At 52.9% G+C, this 20,110-nt stretch carries 15 protein-coding genes and 1 pseudogene; 3 read left to right on the top strand and 13 right to left on the bottom strand.

Annotated elements, in window-relative coordinates; genetic code table 11:
- Positions 1-105 precede the first annotated feature (105 nt).
- Positions 106-861 (bottom strand): copper homeostasis protein CutC, encoded by a 756-nt coding sequence (gene cutC / locus FY046_RS01320; RefSeq protein WP_200642379.1) that lies wholly within the window; start codon positions 859-861, stop codon positions 106-108.
- 99 nt (positions 862-960) lie between these two features.
- On the opposite strand from cutC, the gene FY046_RS01325 reads away from it, so the two are divergent.
- The gene (locus tag FY046_RS01325; RefSeq protein WP_446185623.1) at positions 961-2,106 is read left to right on the top strand and encodes a MalY/PatB family protein; all 1,146 of its coding nucleotides are present in this window, start codon (positions 961-963) and stop codon (positions 2,104-2,106) included.
- 2 nt (positions 2,107-2,108) lie between these two features.
- Here FY046_RS01325 and FY046_RS01330 read toward each other — a convergent pair whose 3' ends face one another.
- A complete protein-coding gene (locus FY046_RS01330; protein ID WP_446185624.1) occupies positions 2,109-2,675 on the bottom strand; it encodes a VOC family protein in 567 nt (188 codons plus the stop codon).
- Between the two features lie 662 nt (positions 2,676-3,337).
- Here FY046_RS01330 and argS point away from each other — a divergent pair.
- A complete protein-coding gene (argS, locus tag FY046_RS01335) occupies positions 3,338-5,068 on the top strand; it encodes an arginine--tRNA ligase (protein ID WP_421506192.1) in 1,731 nt (576 codons plus the stop codon).
- Between the two features lie 160 nt (positions 5,069-5,228).
- On the opposite strand, the gene flhE is transcribed toward argS, so the two are convergent.
- The 11 genes and pseudogenes from flhE to FY046_RS01390 form a co-directional block, all read right to left on the bottom strand.
- Positions 5,229-5,621: a flagellar protein FlhE gene (flhE, locus tag FY046_RS01340; protein ID WP_159336488.1), complete on the bottom strand. Its 393-nt coding sequence runs from the start codon at positions 5,619-5,621 to the stop codon at positions 5,229-5,231.
- Positions 5,621-7,711 (bottom strand): flagellar biosynthesis protein FlhA, encoded by a 2,091-nt coding sequence (flhA, locus tag FY046_RS01345; RefSeq protein WP_133841767.1) that lies wholly within the window; start codon positions 7,709-7,711, stop codon positions 5,621-5,623. Before flhA ends, flhE begins: the two co-directional genes overlap by 1 nt.
- Entirely contained in the window at positions 7,704-8,855 is a 1,152-nt protein-coding gene (gene flhB, locus FY046_RS01350; protein ID WP_446185625.1) for a flagellar biosynthesis protein FlhB, read from the bottom strand. The genes flhA and flhB overlap by 8 nt, the downstream gene beginning before the upstream one ends.
- A gap of 176 nt (positions 8,856-9,031) precedes the next feature.
- Entirely contained in the window at positions 9,032-9,676 is a 645-nt protein-coding gene (gene cheZ / locus FY046_RS01355; RefSeq protein ID WP_200642372.1) for a protein phosphatase CheZ, read from the bottom strand.
- A 9-nt stretch (positions 9,677-9,685) separates the two neighbouring features.
- Complete coding sequence (gene cheY, locus FY046_RS01360; protein WP_133841764.1) at positions 9,686-10,075, bottom strand: chemotaxis response regulator CheY; 390 nt, start codon at positions 10,073-10,075, stop codon at positions 9,686-9,688.
- Positions 10,076-10,111: 36 nt separating this feature from the next.
- The gene (locus FY046_RS01365) at positions 10,112-11,161 is read right to left on the bottom strand and encodes a protein-glutamate methylesterase/protein-glutamine glutaminase (protein ID WP_446185626.1); all 1,050 of its coding nucleotides are present in this window, start codon (positions 11,159-11,161) and stop codon (positions 10,112-10,114) included.
- Positions 11,161-12,033, bottom strand: a complete 873-nt coding sequence (gene cheR / locus FY046_RS01370; RefSeq protein ID WP_133841763.1) for a protein-glutamate O-methyltransferase CheR — start codon at positions 12,031-12,033, stop codon at positions 11,161-11,163. The genes FY046_RS01365 and cheR overlap by 1 nt, the downstream gene beginning before the upstream one ends.
- Positions 12,034-12,113: 80 nt before the next feature.
- Complete coding sequence (locus tag FY046_RS01375) at positions 12,114-13,670, bottom strand: methyl-accepting chemotaxis protein (protein WP_159336487.1); 1,557 nt, start codon at positions 13,668-13,670, stop codon at positions 12,114-12,116.
- Between the two features lie 106 nt (positions 13,671-13,776).
- Complete coding sequence (locus FY046_RS01380; protein ID WP_133841761.1) at positions 13,777-15,456, bottom strand: methyl-accepting chemotaxis protein; 1,680 nt, start codon at positions 15,454-15,456, stop codon at positions 13,777-13,779.
- Positions 15,457-15,661: 205 nt separating this feature from the next.
- On the bottom strand, positions 15,662-17,329 hold the full coding sequence (locus tag FY046_RS01385; RefSeq protein ID WP_133842138.1) for a methyl-accepting chemotaxis protein: 1,668 nt from the start codon (positions 17,327-17,329) through the stop codon (positions 15,662-15,664).
- 293 nt (positions 17,330-17,622) lie between these two features.
- A pseudogene (locus tag FY046_RS01390) lies at positions 17,623-17,784 on the bottom strand (IS5/IS1182 family transposase); the annotation flags it as partial.
- Between the two features lie 1,829 nt (positions 17,785-19,613).
- On the opposite strand from FY046_RS01390, the gene FY046_RS01395 reads away from it, so the two are divergent.
- On the top strand, positions 19,614-20,105 hold the full coding sequence (locus tag FY046_RS01395) for a LuxR C-terminal-related transcriptional regulator (protein WP_159336484.1): 492 nt from the start codon (positions 19,614-19,616) through the stop codon (positions 20,103-20,105).
- The last annotated feature ends 5 nt before the right edge of the window (positions 20,106-20,110 follow it).

Consider the following 20,110-nt stretch of genomic DNA (forward strand, 5'->3'; position numbering starts at 1 on the left):
AAAACCCCAACAAAAGGCGCTGGGGTCTGGTACTTGCAAACATCACGTCAGAGAACGGCGTGCTGCGCGGCAAAATCGGCACGTTACCGCCAGGCGGCAACGGGTCTAGGCAACGTGAAGCGGCGCGCCGAGGGACATCACGCTTTTCATTGCGGCCACCACATCACCATCAACGCAGGTGCGGGTAAATTCGTCATTTTCTGCATCGGAACACATAGAAACACCGGCTTTACGGTAGCGCATTGATGAAGCGATACGCTGGCTGGCAGAGCTGTGCAACTCAAGCAGGCCAGCATCGATAAACTTTTGCACATTGCTCAGGCGCACACCCGCGCCTGCCATCACTTTTAGCCCCTTCGCCATGCGGGTCAGCTCCCTTAACAGGGGTAAACCGCTTTCTGCGCTCTGCTGCTGACCAGAAGTAAGAATGCGCGCCACGCCTAAATCGGTGAGTTGCTTGAGTGCTATGACCGGGCTGTGGCACAAATCGAAGGCGCGATGAAAAGTCACTTCCATCCCCTGGCACAGCTGCATGACGTAGCGCATACGCGGCAAATCAATATGCCCGTCCACATCCAGCAACCCGATCACCAGCCCCGGAAACCCCTGCTCCCGGATAAACGCAATATCTGACTTCATCTGCTCAAATTCGATATCGCTGTAACAAAAATCTCCCCCCCTGGGACGCACAATCGGATGGACCGGGATCGCGACACGACGACGAGCTGACATCAATGTCCCCGCCGATGGTGTTAATCCCCCTTCCGTTGGCGCAGCACATAACTCCACACGATCGGCTCCCGCTCGTTCTGCCGTCACGGCACATTCCACTCCGTAGCAGCATATTTCCAGTTTTCGCATCCCATCCTCCGGTTATCACTGCTGTCTGGTTGTTTATTTTCATGCCGATGATTAGTCTGATCGACATTACTGGTATTTATCTTAACGGGAATCATCAGCATGGCATTCAATTTTGACCAACGGATAGACCGCCGTCACAGCGATAGCCTGAAATGGCAAAAATATGGTGATCGGGATATCCTTCCGTTGTGGATCGCAGACACGGATTTTCGCGTAGCTGATTGTATTACTGAAGCATTGCAGACTCGCATCTCACATGGCATCTTCGGTTATGGCGTTCCACCGCAGGCCTTTATTGAGGTGGTCATTGAGCGCATGAACTCACGTTTCGGCTGGAAAATTCAACCCGAGTGGCTGGTTTTTTTACCGGGTGTCGTTACCGGGCTTAATCTGTGCGTACGTGCTTTTACCGAGGCGCATCAGGGCACCATTGCACCCATACCGATTTATCCTCCTTTCCGCCTGGCAGCAAAGCTGGCCGGACGCACGCAGGTCAGCGCCCCGTTACAGCTTCAGGACCAGCGCTGGGTGCTGGATCTGGATGCTCTGGAGCCTGAGCTTAAGGGCAACGAAAAACTGCTGCTGCTGTGTAACCCGCAGAATCCGGGTGGTACCGTCTATCGCCGTGAGGAACTGGAAGCACAGCTGCGCTTTGCCCAGCGACATGACCTGATAGTGTGCTCTGATGAAATTCACTGCGACCTGCTGCTGGAGCCGGGCGTTGAACATATCCCGTTTGCCAGCCTGAGCGAAGATGCCGCCCAGCGATCCATTACCCTGCTGTCTCCGTCGAAAAGCTTCAACATTGCCGGCCTGGGAGCGTCTGTGGCGATCATTCCTGATCGCGAACTCCGTGACCGTTTTAACCGGGAACGCAAAGGCATGGTGCCGGATGTCGATGTCCTGTCCTATGTCGCCGCGACGGCCGCCTGGCAGGACGGACAACCCTGGCTGGATGCGCAGGTGGAATACCTGCGCAGCAACCGTGACGCACTAACGCAGCACGTAAATGCGCTACCGGGACTGAGCATGGTGGCACCAGAGGGCAGCTATCTGGGCTGGATTGATGCCAGCAAACTGAAGGTTGCCAGCCCGGCCCTGTTTTTTGAAAAACACGGGCTGGGCTTTTCACCGGGGCGTGACTTTGGTGATGATAAGTTTATCCGTTTCAACTTTGGCTGCCAGCGTGCGATGTTAGACGAAGCCTTGCGCCGCATGACGCTGGCGCTGGCTATCGGCTACTAGGTTTAGCGCGCCACTTCACTGGCGACGATCTCTTTCAGGCTCCACGGATGGAACTTGATGGTCACCTGCCCGTCAGTTACCGCCAGCGTTGGGTTAGGCAGGCGTTCGCCGTCACCCTTTGGTGCACTGGTTTTAATCGAAATCCCCTGCTGTGTCAGGCCTTCGTCACCCATCAACGCCAGAGCACGTGCGCCGAGCGTCTCTTCGTCGCCGCGCAGAACCACTTCGACATGTTCCCAGCCTTCATGGCGATAAAGCCGCTGCCCTGGCCAGGGGAGCTCAACCACGCCGATCTTCCACGGACCCACTTCAAGCGCTGTAGCCAGCTCAAACAGGGCGACGGGACGTCCGGCAATCTCTTTTTCCGAAAACAGCGAACCGCAACGCAGAAACCCCTGTTTCCACCGCGCTGCGGTGGTGTTCTGGTGACATCTGACCGCAATGTGATCAACCTCAAGAACATCAAGATCAAGGCCTAATCGCTCAGCCAATTGGTAAAGGGATTGTAAAAAACGCGGTAAATCATTAGCTAAATCGCTTAATTCTTCTGCATTGTTTATGGATAACATCTCAAAACCCTTCATTTACAGTAATTTCACTTATCATTTTCACTTAAAGCATATGATTTTACAGACCAGATAATGGAATAGAAATTTAGCATTTCATCGGAATTATTCATATAAATTGCCCGCTTAGAAAACATTTCATCCAGCATCTGGTGGTTCAGTACCAGTGTTTTTTTTAGAAAATGGCCTTTAACTTTATGTTTTAGTTTAGTTAAATTTATACAATGCGACAATTCCTAAATCACCAGGGGTGCATTGTAGGCTATTCTGCTTTCTTATAGATTTGTCCCGACCATCAACACAAGGAAAAGCTAAATGCTTATGTTATTACTTGTCGCCCTGCTGATCGCGATGATGGGATTGGCGATTGTACGCCACTGGAAGGTACGGAACGGAAAAACGACGGTGGCAAGTCCCCACCGCCCGCAACGTCGCCGCTAATCTGACTTTCCGTGGAAGACAGCCTCACAGCACTGTTTTCCCGCGCACAAAACACAAGTTATCCAGGAGCTCAGGTTCCTGGATAACTTGCTCCTAAATGCAGTATACTTTTCCCCTTCTTTTTTAGGCGCTGCCACCCTGGGTGAATGTCCCCCGGAATGCGGCGGCGTCAAGACCATGGCCTGCACCTCTGCGTGTGGGTTTAAAAAAATTAAGGTAACTCGTTGAATATTCAGGCCCTTCTCTCAGAAAAAGTCAGTCAGGCGATGATCGCAGTGGGTGCACCCGCAGATTGCGAGCCTCAGGTGCGTCAGTCGGCAAAAGTGCAGTTTGGTGATTATCAGGCCAACGGCATGATGGCCGTGGCCAAAAGCCTGGGTATGCCACCACGACAACTGGCCGAAAAAGTGCTGGAGCAGCTGGATCTCACAGGGATTGCCAAAAAAGTTGAGATCGCCGGGCCGGGCTTTATCAATATCTTCCTGGCACCTGAATGGCTGTCTGCACAAATCGACAGCGTGCTGGCCGCCCCGAAACTGGGTGTGGCCGCCGTTGAACCCCAGACCGTGGTAGTTGACTACTCTGCACCGAACGTGGCGAAAGAGATGCACGTGGGTCACGTGCGCTCCACCATCATCGGGGATGCGGCAGTGCGTACGCTGGAGTTCCTCGGCCATAATGTGATCCGTGCCAACCACGTTGGCGACTGGGGCACTCAGTTCGGTATGCTGATCGCGTTCCTTGAGAAGCAGCAGAATGAGAACCACGAAGAGATCGCGCTGGCAGACCTGGAAGTTTTCTACCGTGAAGCCAAACGCACCTACGACGAAGACCCGGCCTTTGCCGAGCGCGCACGCGGTTATGTCGTTAAGCTGCAAGGCGGTGACGAATACTGCCGTAAGATGTGGAAGCGGCTGGTCGACATCACCATGGCACAGAATCAGCTGATTTATGACCGCATGAACGTCACCCTGACGCGTGACGATGTGATGGGCGAGAGCCTGTATAACGATATGCTGCCTGGCATCGTTGCTGACCTGAAAGCCAAAGGTCTGGCGGTAGAGAGCGAAGGCGCCACCGTCGTGTTCCTTGATGAGTATAAAAACAAGGAAGGCGAACCGATGGGCGTGATCATCCAGAAAAAGGATGGCGGCTATCTTTACACCACGACGGATATTGCCTGCGCGAAATATCGCTACGAGACGCTGAAAGCGGACCGCGTGCTGTATTACATCGATTCACGTCAGCATCAGCACCTGATGCAGGCCTGGACTATCGTGCGCAAAGCGGGCTATGTACCGGCGTCCCTGCCACTGGAACACCACATGTTCGGCATGATGCTGGGTAAAGACGGTAAGCCGTTTAAAACCCGTGCCGGTGGCACCATCAAGCTGTCTGACCTTCTGGATGAAGCCATTGAACGTGCGACAGCGCTGGTTGCCGGTAAAAACCCGGATATGCCTGCCGATGAGCTGAAAGCACTGGCCAACATCGTCGGTATCGGTGCCGTCAAGTACGCCGACCTGTCGAAAAGCCGTACCACCGATTACATCTTCGACTGGGACAACATGCTGGCGTTTGAAGGTAACACCGCACCGTATATGCAGTATGCCTATACGCGTGTGCTGTCCGTCTTCCGTAAAGCGGGTATCGATGAGCACGGCATCTCTGGGGCAACAGCGATCGTTGAAGATCGTGAAGCCGCCCTGGCAGTACGCCTGTTGCAGTTTGAAGAAACCATTACTCAGGTTGCGCGTGACGGGATGCCACACGTGATGTGTGCGTATCTTTACGATCTGGCAGGTCTGTTCTCAGGCTTCTACGAACACTGCCCTATCCTGACCGCCGACGATGACGCAACAAAACAGAGCCGTCTGCGTCTGGCGCTGTTAACGGCGAAAACCCTGAAGCAGGGTCTGGATACGCTGGGGATTGAAACCGTAGAGCGGATGTAAGTCTTTTCGGGCGGGGCGTGCCTCGCCCCTACGCAAACCCTTGTAGGGGTCGGGCATGCCCGACCCTGCATAGGCAGGTGAACCTTTCGGGCGAGGCGTGCCTCGCCCCTACGTAAATCCTTGTAGGGGTCGGGCATGCCCGACCCTTTTGTTTTGGTGATTACTGGTAATTCACCATCACTTCATTACTCAGGACATGCAGCACCGGAAACACCCGCCCTTTACCTTCAACCTGATAAATAAAGCGTAATGTCTCTCCAGCGGCCACATTGGTCAGGCCCTGAGTACTGCCGCTGCCCCCTTCCACAGGCACGCAACGACTTTCTGAACACAGACGAACCTGCAGCCCCGCGGGTGCGGGAGCCGTGAGCGTATAGCGCCATATTACCGTACTCATGACGCCGGTCACCGGTTCTGGTGGCGTGAGCGGGCGTGATGACGCCTGCACTCCACGATTAGAGAGCGACGGACCTGTGGCGCTGGCATGCCAGCCGCCCTCAGCCGCCATCGACAGGCCGGGCAACGTCAGCAGCAACCACAGCATCACTTTCATCAATGGCCACCAATTGTTGACGTCATACGAATATTACGGTTGTCCGTCAGTTCCATATTGGAAATCACCATCAGCTGCGGCAGCGAACGACGCAGGAAGCGCGCCAGCAGTGCACGCAGCGGATGGTTCACCAGCAGCACCGGCGGTGCACCCAACCCTTCCTGATGCTGCAATGCCGTCTGCGCCTGCGCCAGCAGACGGTCAGCCAGACCCGGCTCCAGACCGCCACCGCCCTGCAATGCCTGCAACAGCAGACGTTCCAGCGTGGTATCCAGCCCGATAACCTGCACTTCGCCATTACCCGGGAACCATTGCTGCGTAATGGCACGCCCTAATGCTACACGGACCACTGAGGTGAGCTCCTGCGGATCGGTCTGCACCGCCGCATGCTCCGCCAGCGTCTCAATAATCGTCCGCATATCGCGGATAGAGACACGTTCAGCCAGCAGGTTCTGCAACACTTTATGCAGGGTGGTCAAGGTAATCACGCCTGGGATCAGGTCTTCGGTCAGCTTCGGCATCTCCTGGGTCACGCGATCCAGCAACTGCTGCGCTTCCTGGCGACCGAACAGCTCACTGGCGTACTGACCAATCAGATGGTTAAGGTGGGTGGCTACCACAGTACTGGCTTCCACCACGGTGAAGCCCTGGATTTGCGCCTGCTCTTTCAGCGCACTGTCAATCCAGATCGCTTCCAGCCCGAAGGCCGGGTCAACGGTCACTTCACCTGGCAACGAACCCGCTGCCGTCCCCGGGTTGATCGCCATCCAGCGGCCCGGATAAGCATCACCACTGCCAATCTCTACCCCTTTCATCAGAATACGGTAGCGTGCCGGGGTCAGATCCATGTTGTCACGAATATGTACCACCGGTGGCAGGAAGCCCATTTCCTGGGCAAATTTCTTACGGATACTGCGGATGCGGCCAAGCAACTCGCCATCCTGTGCGCTGTCCACCATCGGGATCAGGCGATAGCCTACTTCCATCCCCAGTGAATCTTCCAGCTGCACATCACCCCAGGTGGCTTCGACGCTGGCCGCACTTTCCGGCTGTTTGGTCATGGACATCTGCGGCGCCGCAGCGCTTTTCGGCTTCATCTCTTTACCGCGTATCCACCATGCCAGGCCCAGCAGTGCAGCAGTAAACAGCAGGAACACCAGATTTGGCATACCCGGCACCAGGCCCAGCAGGCCGAGAACGCCGGCACTCAGCATCATCACGCGCGGGTTATTAAACAGCTGGCTAACCATCTGCTCGCCGACGTCCTGGTCGGTGCCAACGCGGGTCACAATCACACCCGCCGCGGTGGAGATCACCAGCGCCGGAATCTGAGCAACCAGACCGTCACCGATGGTGAGCAGCGTATAGGTTTCGGCTGCATGACCGGCATCCATACCGTGCTGGAGAATCCCCACCAGCAGGCCGCCGATCACGTTGATAATCATGATCATGATACCGGCGACGGCATCACCACGAACAAACTTACTGGCACCGTCCATCGACCCGTAGAAGTCGGCTTCCTGGGTCACATCAGAACGGCGTTTTTTCGCTTCCTCTTCACCAATCAGCCCGGCATTCAGGTCAGCATCGATCGCCATCTGTTTACCCGGCATCCCGTCGAGGACAAAGCGCGCGCCCACTTCCGCAATACGCCCGGCACCCTTGGTGATAACCATAAAGTTGATAATGACGAGGATGACAAACACCACGATACCGATGGCGAAGTTACCGCCGACGAGGAAGTGGCCAAAGGCTTCAACAACCTGACCCGCAGCAGCCGCACCGGTATGGCCGTCCATCAAAATAACACGCGTCGAGGCCACGTTCAGGGCCAGGCGTAGTAACGTGGAGAACAGCAGAATAGTCGGGAAGGCGGCGAAATCCAGCGTGCGCTGGGTAAACATCGCCACCAACAGCACCATAATCGACAGGGCAATGTTAAAGGTAAACAACAGATCGAGGATAAACGGTGGTAACGGCAGCACCATCATCGACAGGATCAGCAAGATCAGTATCGGTCCGGCAAGGACTTTCCACTGTGTATCTTTCATGTTGCCCGGTAAGCGCAGTTTAGCGGCCAGATTAGCCATCAGATTTTTGTTCTCCAGCAAAGTCCAGCGCGTCCGGCACTGGCAATTTAACAGGTCTCTTCGGGATCAGCCCCCCTTCCACTTTCCAGCGGCGGAGTTGCCAGACCCAGGCCAGCACTTCAGCAACCGCTGCGTACAATGTCCCGGGAATATGCTGACCAATTTCACTGTGGCGATAGAGCGCACGTGCCAGCGGTGGCGCTTCTAAAATCGGGATACGGTGCTGTTTCCCCATTTCACGAATACGCAGGGCAATCTCCCCTGCGCCTTTTGCCAGCACTTTCGGTGCACTCATTTTTTTCTCGTCGTACTGCAACGCGACCGCATAATGGGTCGGGTTGGTCACAATCACGTCAGCCTTCGGAACATCAGACATCATGCGGCGGCGTGCGGCGGCGCGCATTTGCTGGCGGATACGCCCTTTAACATGCGGGTCACCCTCCTGCTGCTTATGTTCGTCCGTAATATCCTGACGCGACATGCGTAAATTTTTAAAATAACTGTAGAGCTGGAAGAAGACGTCAAAGCCCACCATCGGCGACAACCCCAGCACGATGAGGATGCTGCACATGGCAATCATATTCAGCGAGCCCGCCAGGGCTGTCACGGGTGATTCGCTGATCAAATGCAGCATCTCAGCCCAGTGGTTATGGATATATATCCAGGCGACCACGCCAACCAGCACCGCTTTCAGCACGGCTTTCAACAGCTCAGCGGCTGACTGGGCAGAAATCATCTTTCCCAGCCCTTTAATCGGGTTCATTTTGCCAACATCAAACTTGATGGCTTTCCCGCTGATCACCAGGCCACCCAACAACATCGGTGCCGCAATCGCCATCACCACCAGACCAAACATCATCGGCAGAATAGCCATCACCGCCTGCATCAGCAGATCGCTGATCTGACGCAGCATCTGACTGGTATCACTGACCACGGAATGATTGAAGACCAGCCCATCCGCGACCAGTGCACCCAGCTTACGTCCCATCCATTCCCCACCCGCCCATAAAATACTCAGGCCGGTCACCAGCATCAAAATAGACGTCAGTTCGCGCGAACGCGGGATTTGCCCTTCTTCTCGTGCTTTTTCAAGTCGATGGGCCGTGGGGGACTCTGTTTTTTCCTCATCGCTATCCTGAGACACGGTAGCAAACCTTCAATACGGAATGACTGAGGGTAGAATGCCAAATTCGCGCAGGGGTAATGCCACGAGTAAACGTGTAAATAGGGGGTTATTTACGGAATGGAGAAAAGACAGTGCCCGCACAGGATGGCGGGACACCGTTTGAAGGCAGGGGCAGAAAGGCTCTGCCCCTGATATCAGAAGCCGAGGCTGTCCAACAGATCGTCAACCTGATCCTGACTTGCCACCACATTGGGGGCCGCCGCATTAATCTGCGGGCCGTTCAACAGGCTGTCAGCATCTTTCTTAACACGCATGCTCTGGTCTGGAATGTTTTCCATGAGGACCGACAATAACTGACGCTCAATTTCCTGGATCACATCCATCATACGTTTAATCACCTGCCCGGTGAGGTCCTGGAAATCCTGGGCCATCATGATTTCCATCAACTGAGCATTGGTGAAGCCAGTATGTTCCGGTACCGCGTCGAGATAACCACGAGTATCCGAAACCAGAGAGCGGGCATCTGACAGTTCGATAGGATTCTCGAACCATTCGTCCCAGCGAACTTTCAGTGCTTTCGCTCCACTCTCCATCACTGTCTGACGGGGCTGCGCAGCCTCGACGCAGTTTAACGCACGTTCTGCCGCCTGGCCGGTCATTTGAATCACATAATCAAGGCGATCGCGGGCATCCGGGATCGCCTCTGCCGCTTCTGCGATGGCCTGATCAAGACCTAACTCACGCAGGCTGTCGCGCAACATACGCGTCAGTGAACCAATTTTAGAGATAATGTCCTGCGCTGAAGCTGCATCAACATTTGGTTTCGGAATAGTGCTCATCTCAGCTCCTTACATACCCAGTTTTTCGAAGATCTTGCCTAACTTCTCTTCGAGGGTAGCCGCTGTGAATGGTTTAACCACATAGCCGCTGGCACCCGCCTGCGCAGCCGCAATAATGTTCTCTTTCTTGGCTTCTGCCGTCACCATCAGTACGGGTAACTTACTCAGCGCACCGTCTGCACGGATGGTTTGCAACAGTTGCAAACCATCCATATTCGGCATGTTCCAGTCAGACACCACGAAGTCGAAACCGCCTGCACGCAGCTTGTTCAGCGCGTCCACACCATCCTCTGCTTCTTCAACGTTGTTGAAACCCAACTCTTTCAGCAGGTTACGGACGATACGACGCATTGTGTTGAAGTCGTCGACCACCAGAAACCGCATATTTTTATCTACCATACTTACTCCCGTAATGTGTAGCCCGCGAGGACCGCGTTAGATACGCAACGCCTGTCCGGCGCTAATTTTTGCCAGCATGTGCTGGCTGATTTGGTGAAGATCCACCACCTCACTGGCTCCCCCGAGGGCAATAGCCTCTCGTGGCATGCCAAATACGACACAGCTCGCTTCGTTCTGGGCAATGGTCCAGGCACCGGCTTTATTCATCGCCAGCAGTCCGGCAGCACCATCGCTACCCATGCCGGTCAGGATAACGCCGACGGCGTTACGACCGGCAAACTGCGCCACTGAGTTAAACAACACATCGACCGACGGTTTGTGACGATTAACCGGCGGTCCATCATTCAGTTTGACCTGATAGTTCGCGCCGCTGCGCGTCAGTTCCATATGCATCGCTCCCGGTGCGATGTAAGCATGTCCGGGCAGGATGCGCTCACCGTCTTCCGCTTCTTTCACCGTAATCTGGCACAGCTTGTTCAGACGTTCGGCAAACGATTTGGTGAATCCCGGTGGCATATGCTGCGTAATCAACAGCGCCGGGCTGGTCGCCGGCAACGGTTGCAGCACATGTCGAATCGCTTCGGTTCCGCCGGTAGAGGCACCAATGGCAATCAGTTTTTCACTGCTCAGCAACGGTCCGGCTTTCAGCATCACCGGGGCCGGCTGTGGCCCACGCGTATGCAGACGAGCACGGGAAGCGGCGCGTACCTTGTCAGCAATCATCTGACTGTAGGCCAGCATCCCTTCGCGAATACCCAACGAGGGTTTAGTCACAAAGTCGACAGCCCCCAGTTCCAGCGCCCGTAGCGTAATTTCAGAGCCTTTCCCGGTCAGTGAGGAAACCATCACCACCGGCATCGGGCGCAGACGCATCAGCTTTTCCAGAAAATCGAGGCCATCCATGCGCGGCATCTCGACATCCAGCGTCAACACATCCGGGTTAAACTGTTTAATTAAATCCCGCGCGACCAATGGGTCCGGCGCCGAGGCCACCATCTCCATATCGGAATGACTGTTGATAATTTCGGTCATCAACTGGCGCATTAACGCTGAATCATCAACGCATAAAACTCTGATTTTACTCATTATCTTTCCTTAGTCAGTCCATAGACCGTCTGGCCACGCAGATAAAATTCTTTGCTAATCTGGCTGAAGTTTTCTGAGTGACCGGCAAACAGTAAGCCGCCAGGTTTCAGTAACGGAACAAAGCGTCGTAAAATCTTCTCCTGCGTTTCTTTATCGAAGTAGATCATCACGTTACGGCAAAAAATCACATCAAACTGTCCCGGTAACGCCCAGTCGTTGGCCAGCAGATTAAGCTGGGCAAAGGTGACCATATTGGCCAGCTCCGGGCGCGCACGCACCATGCCCTCATGAGGACCGGTGCCACGCAGGAAATAGCGTTGCAGCTGCTGAGGCGAAAGCGTACGCAGCTCTTCCTGGCGGTACACACCCGCCAGCGCTTTTTCCAGCACCTGCGTATCAATGTCGCTGGCGTGGATCTGGAATTTACCCGGACCGGTACCCAGCGTTTCGGCCAGCGTCATGGCGATTGAGTAAGGCTCTTCCCCTGTCGAGGCGGCCGCACACCATACGCTGTAATTGCCAGTACGGCGTTTCGCATGCTCTGCCAGGATCGGAAAGTGATGCGCCTCGCGGAAAAAGGCGGTCAGGTTAGTGGTCAGGGCATTCACAAACGCCTGCCATTCAGCGCTGTTAGGATCATTTTCCAGCAACGCCATATAACGACCAAAATCATCGATATTCAGCGTGCGCAGCCTGCGGACCAGGCGGTTATAAACCATTTCCCGCTTATGATCGGCGAGCACTATGCCAGCTCGCTGATAAATCAGCTGACTGATACGCTTAAAATGCGTATCGGATAACGGCAAGCGCTGTACCATCTGCGACAGCAGCGTTGCGTTTTCCGGTGGAGCTAACAACGTCGATTTCTTCATGTAGCCATCCTGCAAAGCGCGGATAAAGATATTAATAGGGTGTCTCGTTCCCGCCAGCCTGAAGGCCTGAGGATCGCTCTTTACTCTGTACGCTCATCCAGCGCGAAACGGCTGACTGCCGCCGTCAGATATTCTGCCTGTGATTCCAGTGCGCCTGTTGCCGCTGCGCCCTCTTCGACCAGCGCGGCGTTCTGCTGGGTCACCTGGTCCATCTGGCTGACAGCCAGTGCAACCTGTTCAATACCGCGTCGCTGCTCATCGCTGGCGGCGGCGATTTCGCCCATAATCCCGTTGACCCGGTTCACCGACTGGACAATCTCATCCATCGTTTCCCCGGCGGAGGCCACCTGCTTCGCCCCCTGATCGACCCGGCTTACCGACTCTTCAATCAAGGACTTAATCTCTTTTGCAGCCTGTGCACTGCGTTGAGCCAGGTTACGCACTTCCCCCGCTACCACGGCAAAACCACGTCCCTGTTCCCCGGCTCGGGCGGCTTCTACCGCGGCGTTCAGGGCCAGGATGTTGGTCTGGAAAGCGATGCCATCAATCACGCTGGTGATATCAGCGATTTTCTTCGAACTGCCCGCAATCGCGTTCATCGTCGTGACTACATTGCCCGTCAGCGAACCGCCTTTATGGGCGGTGCCTGAGGCTTCACGGGCAAGATCTGACGCCTGACGCGCGTTATCGGCGTTAGCCGAGACCGTCGCCGTCAGCTGTTCCATACTGGCCGCCGTCTGCGCCAGCGATGCCGCCTGCTGTTCAGTGCGGGCTGACAGATCATCGTTTCCGGCCGCAATTTCTTGAATGCCGGTCTGCATGGCACGACTACCATCGCGTACATCACGCACGGTGGACGCCAGCGCCTGCTGCATATGCTGGAGGCTGGTAAAGAGCTGGCCCAGCTCATTGCTACCGCCGGTCTCCACTTTTCCGTTCAGATCGCCTGAAGCGATACGTTCAAAATGGCTACGCATGCGGGCCAGAGGGGCAATCAGCCCCTGCTTCGCCCACCACAGTCCGGCCAGCGTCACCAGCAGTGACAGCGCGACCGCGACCACGAAAATCACCTTCGACTGTGAGTAGAAGCCTTTACTGGCGTCCCCTGCATGGTCACGCAACGCATCAATATGTTTCATCCAGAGGCTGTACTGCACCTGGAATTTATCCTGTTTACCCTGAGTGGGTGAATCGAGAAACGCCTGCAATTGATTGTTTTGCAGGTAAGCGATCAACTGCGCCAGCTCGCTGTAATAAACGTCATAGGTGGCAACGATCTCTTTTTCTAACGCCTGCCCTTCCGGTGTCACGGCGGGGATGGCTTTGAATGTTTTAAACGCTTTGTCGGCCAGATCGAGGTCGCTTTGCGCTTTGGTCATCAGGCTGACGACCTGTTCGCGGGGCAGATTAAGTGCTGCACGCGTTCCTGCACGGCTTAATGTCACCCGGGCACTGAGCAGTGCCGCCCAGCTTTCACCCAGCGCATCACGCTGGTCACCGCTAATCTCGACCTGATGAATGTTGTTTGCATCCAGACGAAACGAGTTGAAGGACAACCCACTGGCAATAATCTGCATCAGGCAAAAAAGTCCGAGCAGAGCGATAATCGTGCCAGAAATACGTAAACGACTTAACATTGCACACTCCCCGGGAAGGTCACCTGATACAGGCAACAAAAAATCTTTTTATCGGGCCGCCCGTTTAACGGGCTGGCCCTTTATCACATCACTTCATGTAAACGGCTTAAAAGGTTTCCCAGTTATCGTCTGAGTTGCCCGGCGGCAGCGCTTTACGCGCGGCTGGCGGCGGTGTCAGCAGAGGAGAAACCTTGCCCCTGTTGTTATTAACGGCCGCGATGACATTTTCTTTACGGATTCGGAACACAGCAACGGCCTGAGTCAGACGACTTGCCTGATCTTCGAGCGATGCAGCGGCAGAAGCAGACTGTTCTACCAGTGCAGCGTTCTGCTGGGTGACACGGTCCATTTCGTTCACGGCGGTGCCCACCTGGTCAATACCACGGCTCTGCTCGTCGCTCGCGGAGGCGATCTCCCCCATGATATCGGTCACGCGGGTCACCGCGCTGACGATGTCATTCATGGTTTCCCCGGCGCTTTCTACCAGCACAGAGCCGGTATCCACACGGGCGACAGAGTCCTCAATCAACCCTTTAATTTCTTTCGCTGCCTGCGCACTGCGCTGGGCCAGGTTACGCACTTCACCCGCTACCACGGCAAAACCACGCCCCTGTTCACCGGCGCGTGCGGCTTCCACTGCGGCGTTCAGTGCCAGGATATTGGTCTGGAAGGCAATACCGTCAATCACGCTGATAATGTCGGCAATCTTCTTCGAACTGCCGGCGATGTCGTTCATGGTTTTCACCACACCATCCACCACCTTGCCGCCCTTCTGCGCGGTTTCTGACGCGCTGAGCGCCAGTTGCGATGCCTGACGGGCATTCTCGGCGTTCTGTTTCACCGTTGACGTTAACTGCTCCATACTGGCCGCGGTTTCCTGCAACGCGGAGGCCTGCTCTTCGGTACGCGAGGAGAGATCATTATTCCCCGCCGCGATTTCGCTGGCCCCGGTGTAGATAGCATCTGAGCCATCACGCACAACGCTCACGGTCTTGATCAGTTCCTGCTGCATATGCTGGAGGCTGATCGCCAGTTGTGCCATTTCATTACGCCCTTCCACATCGATTTGCTGCGTCAGATCGCCGCTGGCAATATGACGAATATGGTCGATGCTGGATTTCAGCGGACGTAACAGGATCTGATGAATACCTGTCCAGACGGTCGCGATGATCACCACAGAGATGAGCAAAATTGCCAGCAACACCCAGATAGCGCGCTGATAGGCACTCTCATTCTGTGCCGAACCCGCTGCGAGCATTGAGTCGGTATGGGCTAACCAGACGTCATAGGCTTTTTCGAAACCGTTCTGGAAACCGGTGGTGGGCTGGTCAACGAAACCTTTAAAGTCTCCGCTGGTCAGCATCTGGATCAGCTCGACTAACGCGCCGTGCAGGATCTTGTAGTTCTCGTTCACACCTTGCACATGCGGCAGGTTGAGCACATCCGGTGGCAGCTCTTTGTTATATTCACTGAACTGCTGTTCTGCGGTTGCCAGCTGCGTTTTTGCCAGCGCGACGAGGTCAGTGACGGTGGAACCGCTGCCCTGCCCTTTATCGTCCAGCAAATAGCGCGTTGCTGCGCGATTGAGTGTATTACGTGTTTGTACCAGAGCTATCCATGCAGAGGTGAGATTGGCCTGTTCCCGGCGAATCTGTTGTGTCAGGCTGAAGTTTTCTTTATCCCCTTTCAGAGACTGGAAAAATAAGCCACCAGAAATCAACTGCAATGAACCAAAAATGACCAGGACCAACACCAGGCTGGTCACGACTTTCATACGCTTAAACATACCTTTCCCCAATTGGATAGCTACTGCTGAGAGATTTATCGGCAATTACACGGGGATCTTTATCAGCGAATGCAGATAAACGGGGAAAGAAGCGGGCGGGTCATGACCCGCCCCTACAAAATGTACGGGTCGGGCATGCCCGACCCGTATTAACAACGGTCATCAATCGGGTATGCCCGACCTGCTGTTCAGGTTGATCAGATTATCAGAAGGTTTCCCAGTGACTGTCGCCGGAAGAAGGCGCGGTCAGCTTAGGCTGTTTTGCTGTAGCGGTCAGCGCTGGCCGTTTCAGCACCACGGAGGGTGCACTGCTCTGACGGCTGATGCGGAACACCGCCACCGCCTGCGTCAGACGGCTTGCCTGATCCTCCAGTGACGCAGCCGCCGATGCAGACTGCTCCACCAGCGCCGCGTTCTGCTGGGTAACGCGGTCCATTTCGTTCACGGCGGTGCCGACCTGGTCAATGCCCCGGCTCTGCTCGTCGCTCGCGGAGGCGATTTCACCCATGATATCGGTCACGCGGGTCACCGCGCTGACGATGTCATTCATGGTTTCCCCGGCGCTTTCTACTAGCACAGAGCCGGTATCCACACGGGACACCGAATCCTCAATCAGCCCTTTAATTTCTTTCGCTGCCTGCGCACTGCGCTGCGCCAGGTTACGCACTTCCCCGGCCACCACGGCAAAACCACGCCCCTGTTCACCAGCACGCGCCGCTTCCACTGCCGCATTCAGTGCCAGAATATTGGTCTGGAAGGCAATACCGTCAATCACGCTGATAATGTCGGCAATCTTCTTCGAACTGCCGGCGATGTCATTCATGGTTTTAACCACGCCATCCACCACTTTGCCACCCTTCTGCGCGGTTTCTGACGCGCTGAGTGCCAGCTGAGAGGCCTGACGGGCGTTTTCGGCGTTCTGTTTCACCGTTGACGTTAACTGCTCCATACTGGCCGCGGTTTCCTGCAATGCCGAAGCCTGCTGCTCAGTACGGGATGAGAGGTCGTTGTTACCGGCAGCGATTTCGCTGGCCCCGGTGTAGATGGCATCCGATCCGTCGCGCACCACGCTGACGGTTTTGACCAGCTCGTCCTGCATATGTTGCAGGCTGGAAGCCAGCTGCGCCATTTCGTTACGCCCTTCCACCGCGATCGGACGTGTCAAATCACCACTGGCGATACGACGAATATGGTCAATGCTGGTCTGTAGCGGACGCAACAAAATATGGCGGATACCGGTCCAGACGCTGAAAATGATCAGCAGGGAGAGGATCAGCACACTGCCGAGGACCCACACCGCCTGACCGTATGCGCGCAGATTTTCATCTGCCCCGGCTGCCGCCTGTGCATCATTTTTCGTCAGCCACGTGTTATAGGCATGAGCGAATCCGTCCTGATAACCCTGGGTTGGCTGGTCGAAGAATTCGTTAATTTTTCCGGCATTCATCAACTGGATGAGTTCGCTCAGTGCGTCATGCAAAATCTGATAATTCTGCTGAATGGCCTGCACGTTCTCGGCGGTTTTCCCTTCTTCTGACAGGCGGGAGTTCCAAAGCGCATAGTTCTGTTCAGCAAGGGTTAACTGCCCCTGCGCATCGGCCAGCAGCTGTTTAACGCCATCGCTGATGCCTTCACGGTTAGCATCCAGCGTGTAACGGATACCCGAACGATTGAGGGTGTTACGCGCCTGAATCAGCGCGATCCAGGACTGGTTGAGGGCAGACTGTTGCAGACGAAGCTGTTGGGAGACGGCGAAGTTATCCTTATCGCCTTTGAGAGCCTGGAAGAACAAACCGCCAGTGATTAACTGCAATGAACCAAAAAACACCAGAACCAGAATCAGGCTGGTGACGACCTTCATACGCTTAAACATAATGTTCCTTATTAGCCAGTTGACGCTGCTGTTATCGGCAGGGGCATTCAGATCTTTATGTTGCAAAGACATCAGAAAACCAGTCAGTCATATGGCTGTCGAGTTAATCATCACGATGAAACGTTTTATTATCGTTGCGGAGATAAACTATTAACATGTTTGGCGATTTGCATGACGGGTTGATCGAAAAAAAGCCTCCCTACAGAGGCTAATCATGCTGAGAGTGGAAGGTATGGTTGTGGCGGGTAGTGGCCGACTCTTTATTTCGGTCGGCCAGAAGTTTTGTTGAATAAATAAACTGAATGCCATTTCCAGTAAGCATTGCTCCCGGTAAGGAGTTGCCTCGCCACCGCCTGATTTCTGTTGGCATACTCCACCGGTCAATAACCGGCGCATTCTCACGGCAGGATCAGTGCCCTGATTTTCCTGTGCGTCTGACGGATAAGTCCCGGGAAGAGGGTTTGGGGTCGTCGTACCAATCCTGAATGGCCTGCTCATCCAGCCACAATTCAGTGAACCCCGATTGACAAGAACCTTACTGAAGATAGCCCGGTTGGTGATGTTGAACTTTTTTGCTACGCGATATCGTTACAGGGCCAGGTACATAGTGATCGGATCCTGATTGCATCTAAGGGCTCGATTTATTCATCAAAGCCTCGGCATCGTTTCCGTTTCACGGAGGCTTAGCCTGCCAAATTTCTATTTATCCATGGAACATCTCTGCAGGTTTAGAGCGGTATTGTTATAACGCAAATCTGATCAATACCAATTTTTTTACAATAACATATTGATTTTAATCACATTACTACATTGAATGGTTATATTTATGATTTTTTTAACTTAATTCCACACACATACACCGTAATGATAAATATTTTTAGAATTTTATGCTTTTTATTTGATTTGAGTAAGATTTTAACGATCAAATTATTTTGTTTAATAGGTTAAAACATAGGTATACCCAATCATAACTTGTTTATTAATTGGTTAAATTGATCATAAAATAGGACCAGTCTGATGCAGGAAGTCGATGGTATGGTCCGTGAAGCTATGTGAGATTGTAAAAAAAGGATGAGGAGTGGCTTGACAGCAGCTCCCATCGTCGAAATGTCGGGAAAGGTACTGGCCGTAAAAATTGGCACAGAAGGGGTCTCACCAGGGAAGCTTCTATCTTCTGATATCACCAAACTTAAAAAAACAGAAAAAAAGGTTGCTTGAAGAACAGATTAATCAAGAGAAAACAAAAAATCTTTCTTTATACAGAACACTATTCTTTGCTCCATTGATATCGATTTCGATATGGCATCTATGCTTATCCATGACGACGATATTGTTGAATTGGCACGGCTGAAACCTTTTTTAAGATTGATATTATCAGAAAGATTTCCGAATATTTCTGATGGAATAAAAATCCGTTGTTAAAATCTTTGTCGGAAAGTTATACGTTGTGGCTGGGAGATCTTGGTTCAGGTGAGGCTAACCTCAAGGCGTTACAAGATAACCTTTTTGAGAGCGTGAAAATTGATAATAATCTTCAGCGTATATGTAAAAACACTGAAATGTGGTTAAGCGTTCTTAAGAACGTTATGCACTTCTGTGATTTCATTATCCTTGAGGAAATGATTTTTATTTATAAAAAAATAGCTTAACTAAAAAATAAACACATTGAAAATAGATTACTCAAAAGCGATTCCACTTACGGAGGTAGATTCAATCAAGCATTACATTACGACGAATATGGGCACTGCAACCCGTTAAAGAAAACACAATTAAAAATATTCTAGATATAAATTTTTAGAATACTCCTTGGTATTTTCTTTTTATTTTTTATCATTAATGGACCCGGAATTTGGCGCCAGGAAGCTAATGGCGGTAGCGTGGCAGAAGGCAAGAAGAGTTTCAATGTTAGATTTAAATAAATATTTTTATAATCGCAACATTTGATAACACAGGTAAGACATGAAGATAAACAGGGTAATAATACTTCTATTCGCTGGCATGCTCAGCGGTAATGCAACAGCGGAAAATGAAATAAATCAAAAGCCCCTGCCCGCCACGACTCCGCATACAGGTGTTGCTGCAGGCGATACTGCGACAAGTTATGCGACGGGCAACAGTCTGGCTACAGATGACTTATCGGCAACAGCATTAGCTGGGGTAGCCCTAGACACATCATTACCAGACGGAGGGAAAACCTCGACAGCATCGCCGGATACAACAAGTACTCACGAAAAAAAATAGTTATTTTACAACCATGGGGGACACCAACTGGTGTCAAATAACGATGAGGATAATATCCGATGATTACTATTTTAAGTTTGGATTAAAAGATGTTTTGAAAATTCACGGAGATGATCTCAATGATATAACCATTGCAACAAGTTATGATATGCAAACCATCCGGTTATATAAAGGAATTAGTATTAATTCTAATGAGCGACTCTTTTTTGGAGACTGTCTCAACACCTTTGTTCTGAGCTGTCAGCTTCGCAATGGTTTAACTCCGCTGCGATATAGCATCTATAAGTTAATCGCCGAAAGGAAATCGGTTTTTTTAACACCACGAGAGATTAGTGTTTTAGGTGGGTTATTAAAAGGTGAGTCGCTAACCGGATTATCACGAACCTCCGGACTAAGTCCTAAAACAATCAGCGCCCAAAAAAACTCGGCATTGAAGAAACTTGAAGTAAAAAACCTACAGGTATTACATAAAGACATATCGTCATTCAGAGAACTTTTTTATAGAGAGCAAAATAAATCATGGAATGATTCGTGAGAGAT

The organism is Erwinia sp. 1181_3 (genome assembly GCF_052824965.1).

Bases quoted from the DNA above. Each gene is read 5' to 3' on its own strand.
- cheY (WP_133841764.1), bottom strand. From the start codon at position 10,075: ATGGTAGATAAAAATATGCGGTTTCTGGTGGTCGACGACTTCAACACA.
- FY046_RS01385 (WP_133842138.1), bottom strand. From the start codon at position 17,329: ATGTTTAAGCGTATGAAGGTCGTCACCAGCCTGATTCTGGTTCTGGTG.
- flhA (WP_133841767.1), bottom strand. From the start codon at position 7,711: ATGGCTAATCTGGCCGCTAAACTGCGCTTACCGGGCAACATGAAAGAT.
- cutC (WP_200642379.1), bottom strand. From the start codon at position 861: ATGCGAAAACTGGAAATATGCTGCTACGGAGTGGAATGTGCCGTGACG.
- cheZ (WP_200642372.1), bottom strand. From the start codon at position 9,676: ATGAGCACTATTCCGAAACCAAATGTTGATGCAGCTTCAGCGCAGGAC.
- FY046_RS01330 (WP_446185624.1), bottom strand. From the start codon at position 2,675: ATGTTATCCATAAACAATGCAGAAGAATTAAGCGATTTAGCTAATGAT.
- cheR (WP_133841763.1), bottom strand. From the start codon at position 12,033: ATGAAGAAATCGACGTTGTTAGCTCCACCGGAAAACGCAACGCTGCTG.
- flhE (WP_159336488.1), bottom strand. From the start codon at position 5,621: ATGAAAGTGATGCTGTGGTTGCTGCTGACGTTGCCCGGCCTGTCGATG.
- FY046_RS01395 (WP_159336484.1), top strand. From the start codon at position 19,614: ATGAGGATAATATCCGATGATTACTATTTTAAGTTTGGATTAAAAGAT.
- FY046_RS01325 (WP_446185623.1), top strand. From the start codon at position 961: ATGGCATTCAATTTTGACCAACGGATAGACCGCCGTCACAGCGATAGC.
- FY046_RS01375 (WP_159336487.1), bottom strand. From the start codon at position 13,670: ATGTTAAGTCGTTTACGTATTTCTGGCACGATTATCGCTCTGCTCGGA.
- FY046_RS01365 (WP_446185626.1), bottom strand. From the start codon at position 11,161: ATGAGTAAAATCAGAGTTTTATGCGTTGATGATTCAGCGTTAATGCGC.
- FY046_RS01380 (WP_133841761.1), bottom strand. From the start codon at position 15,456: ATGTTTAAGCGTATGAAAGTCGTGACCAGCCTGGTGTTGGTCCTGGTC.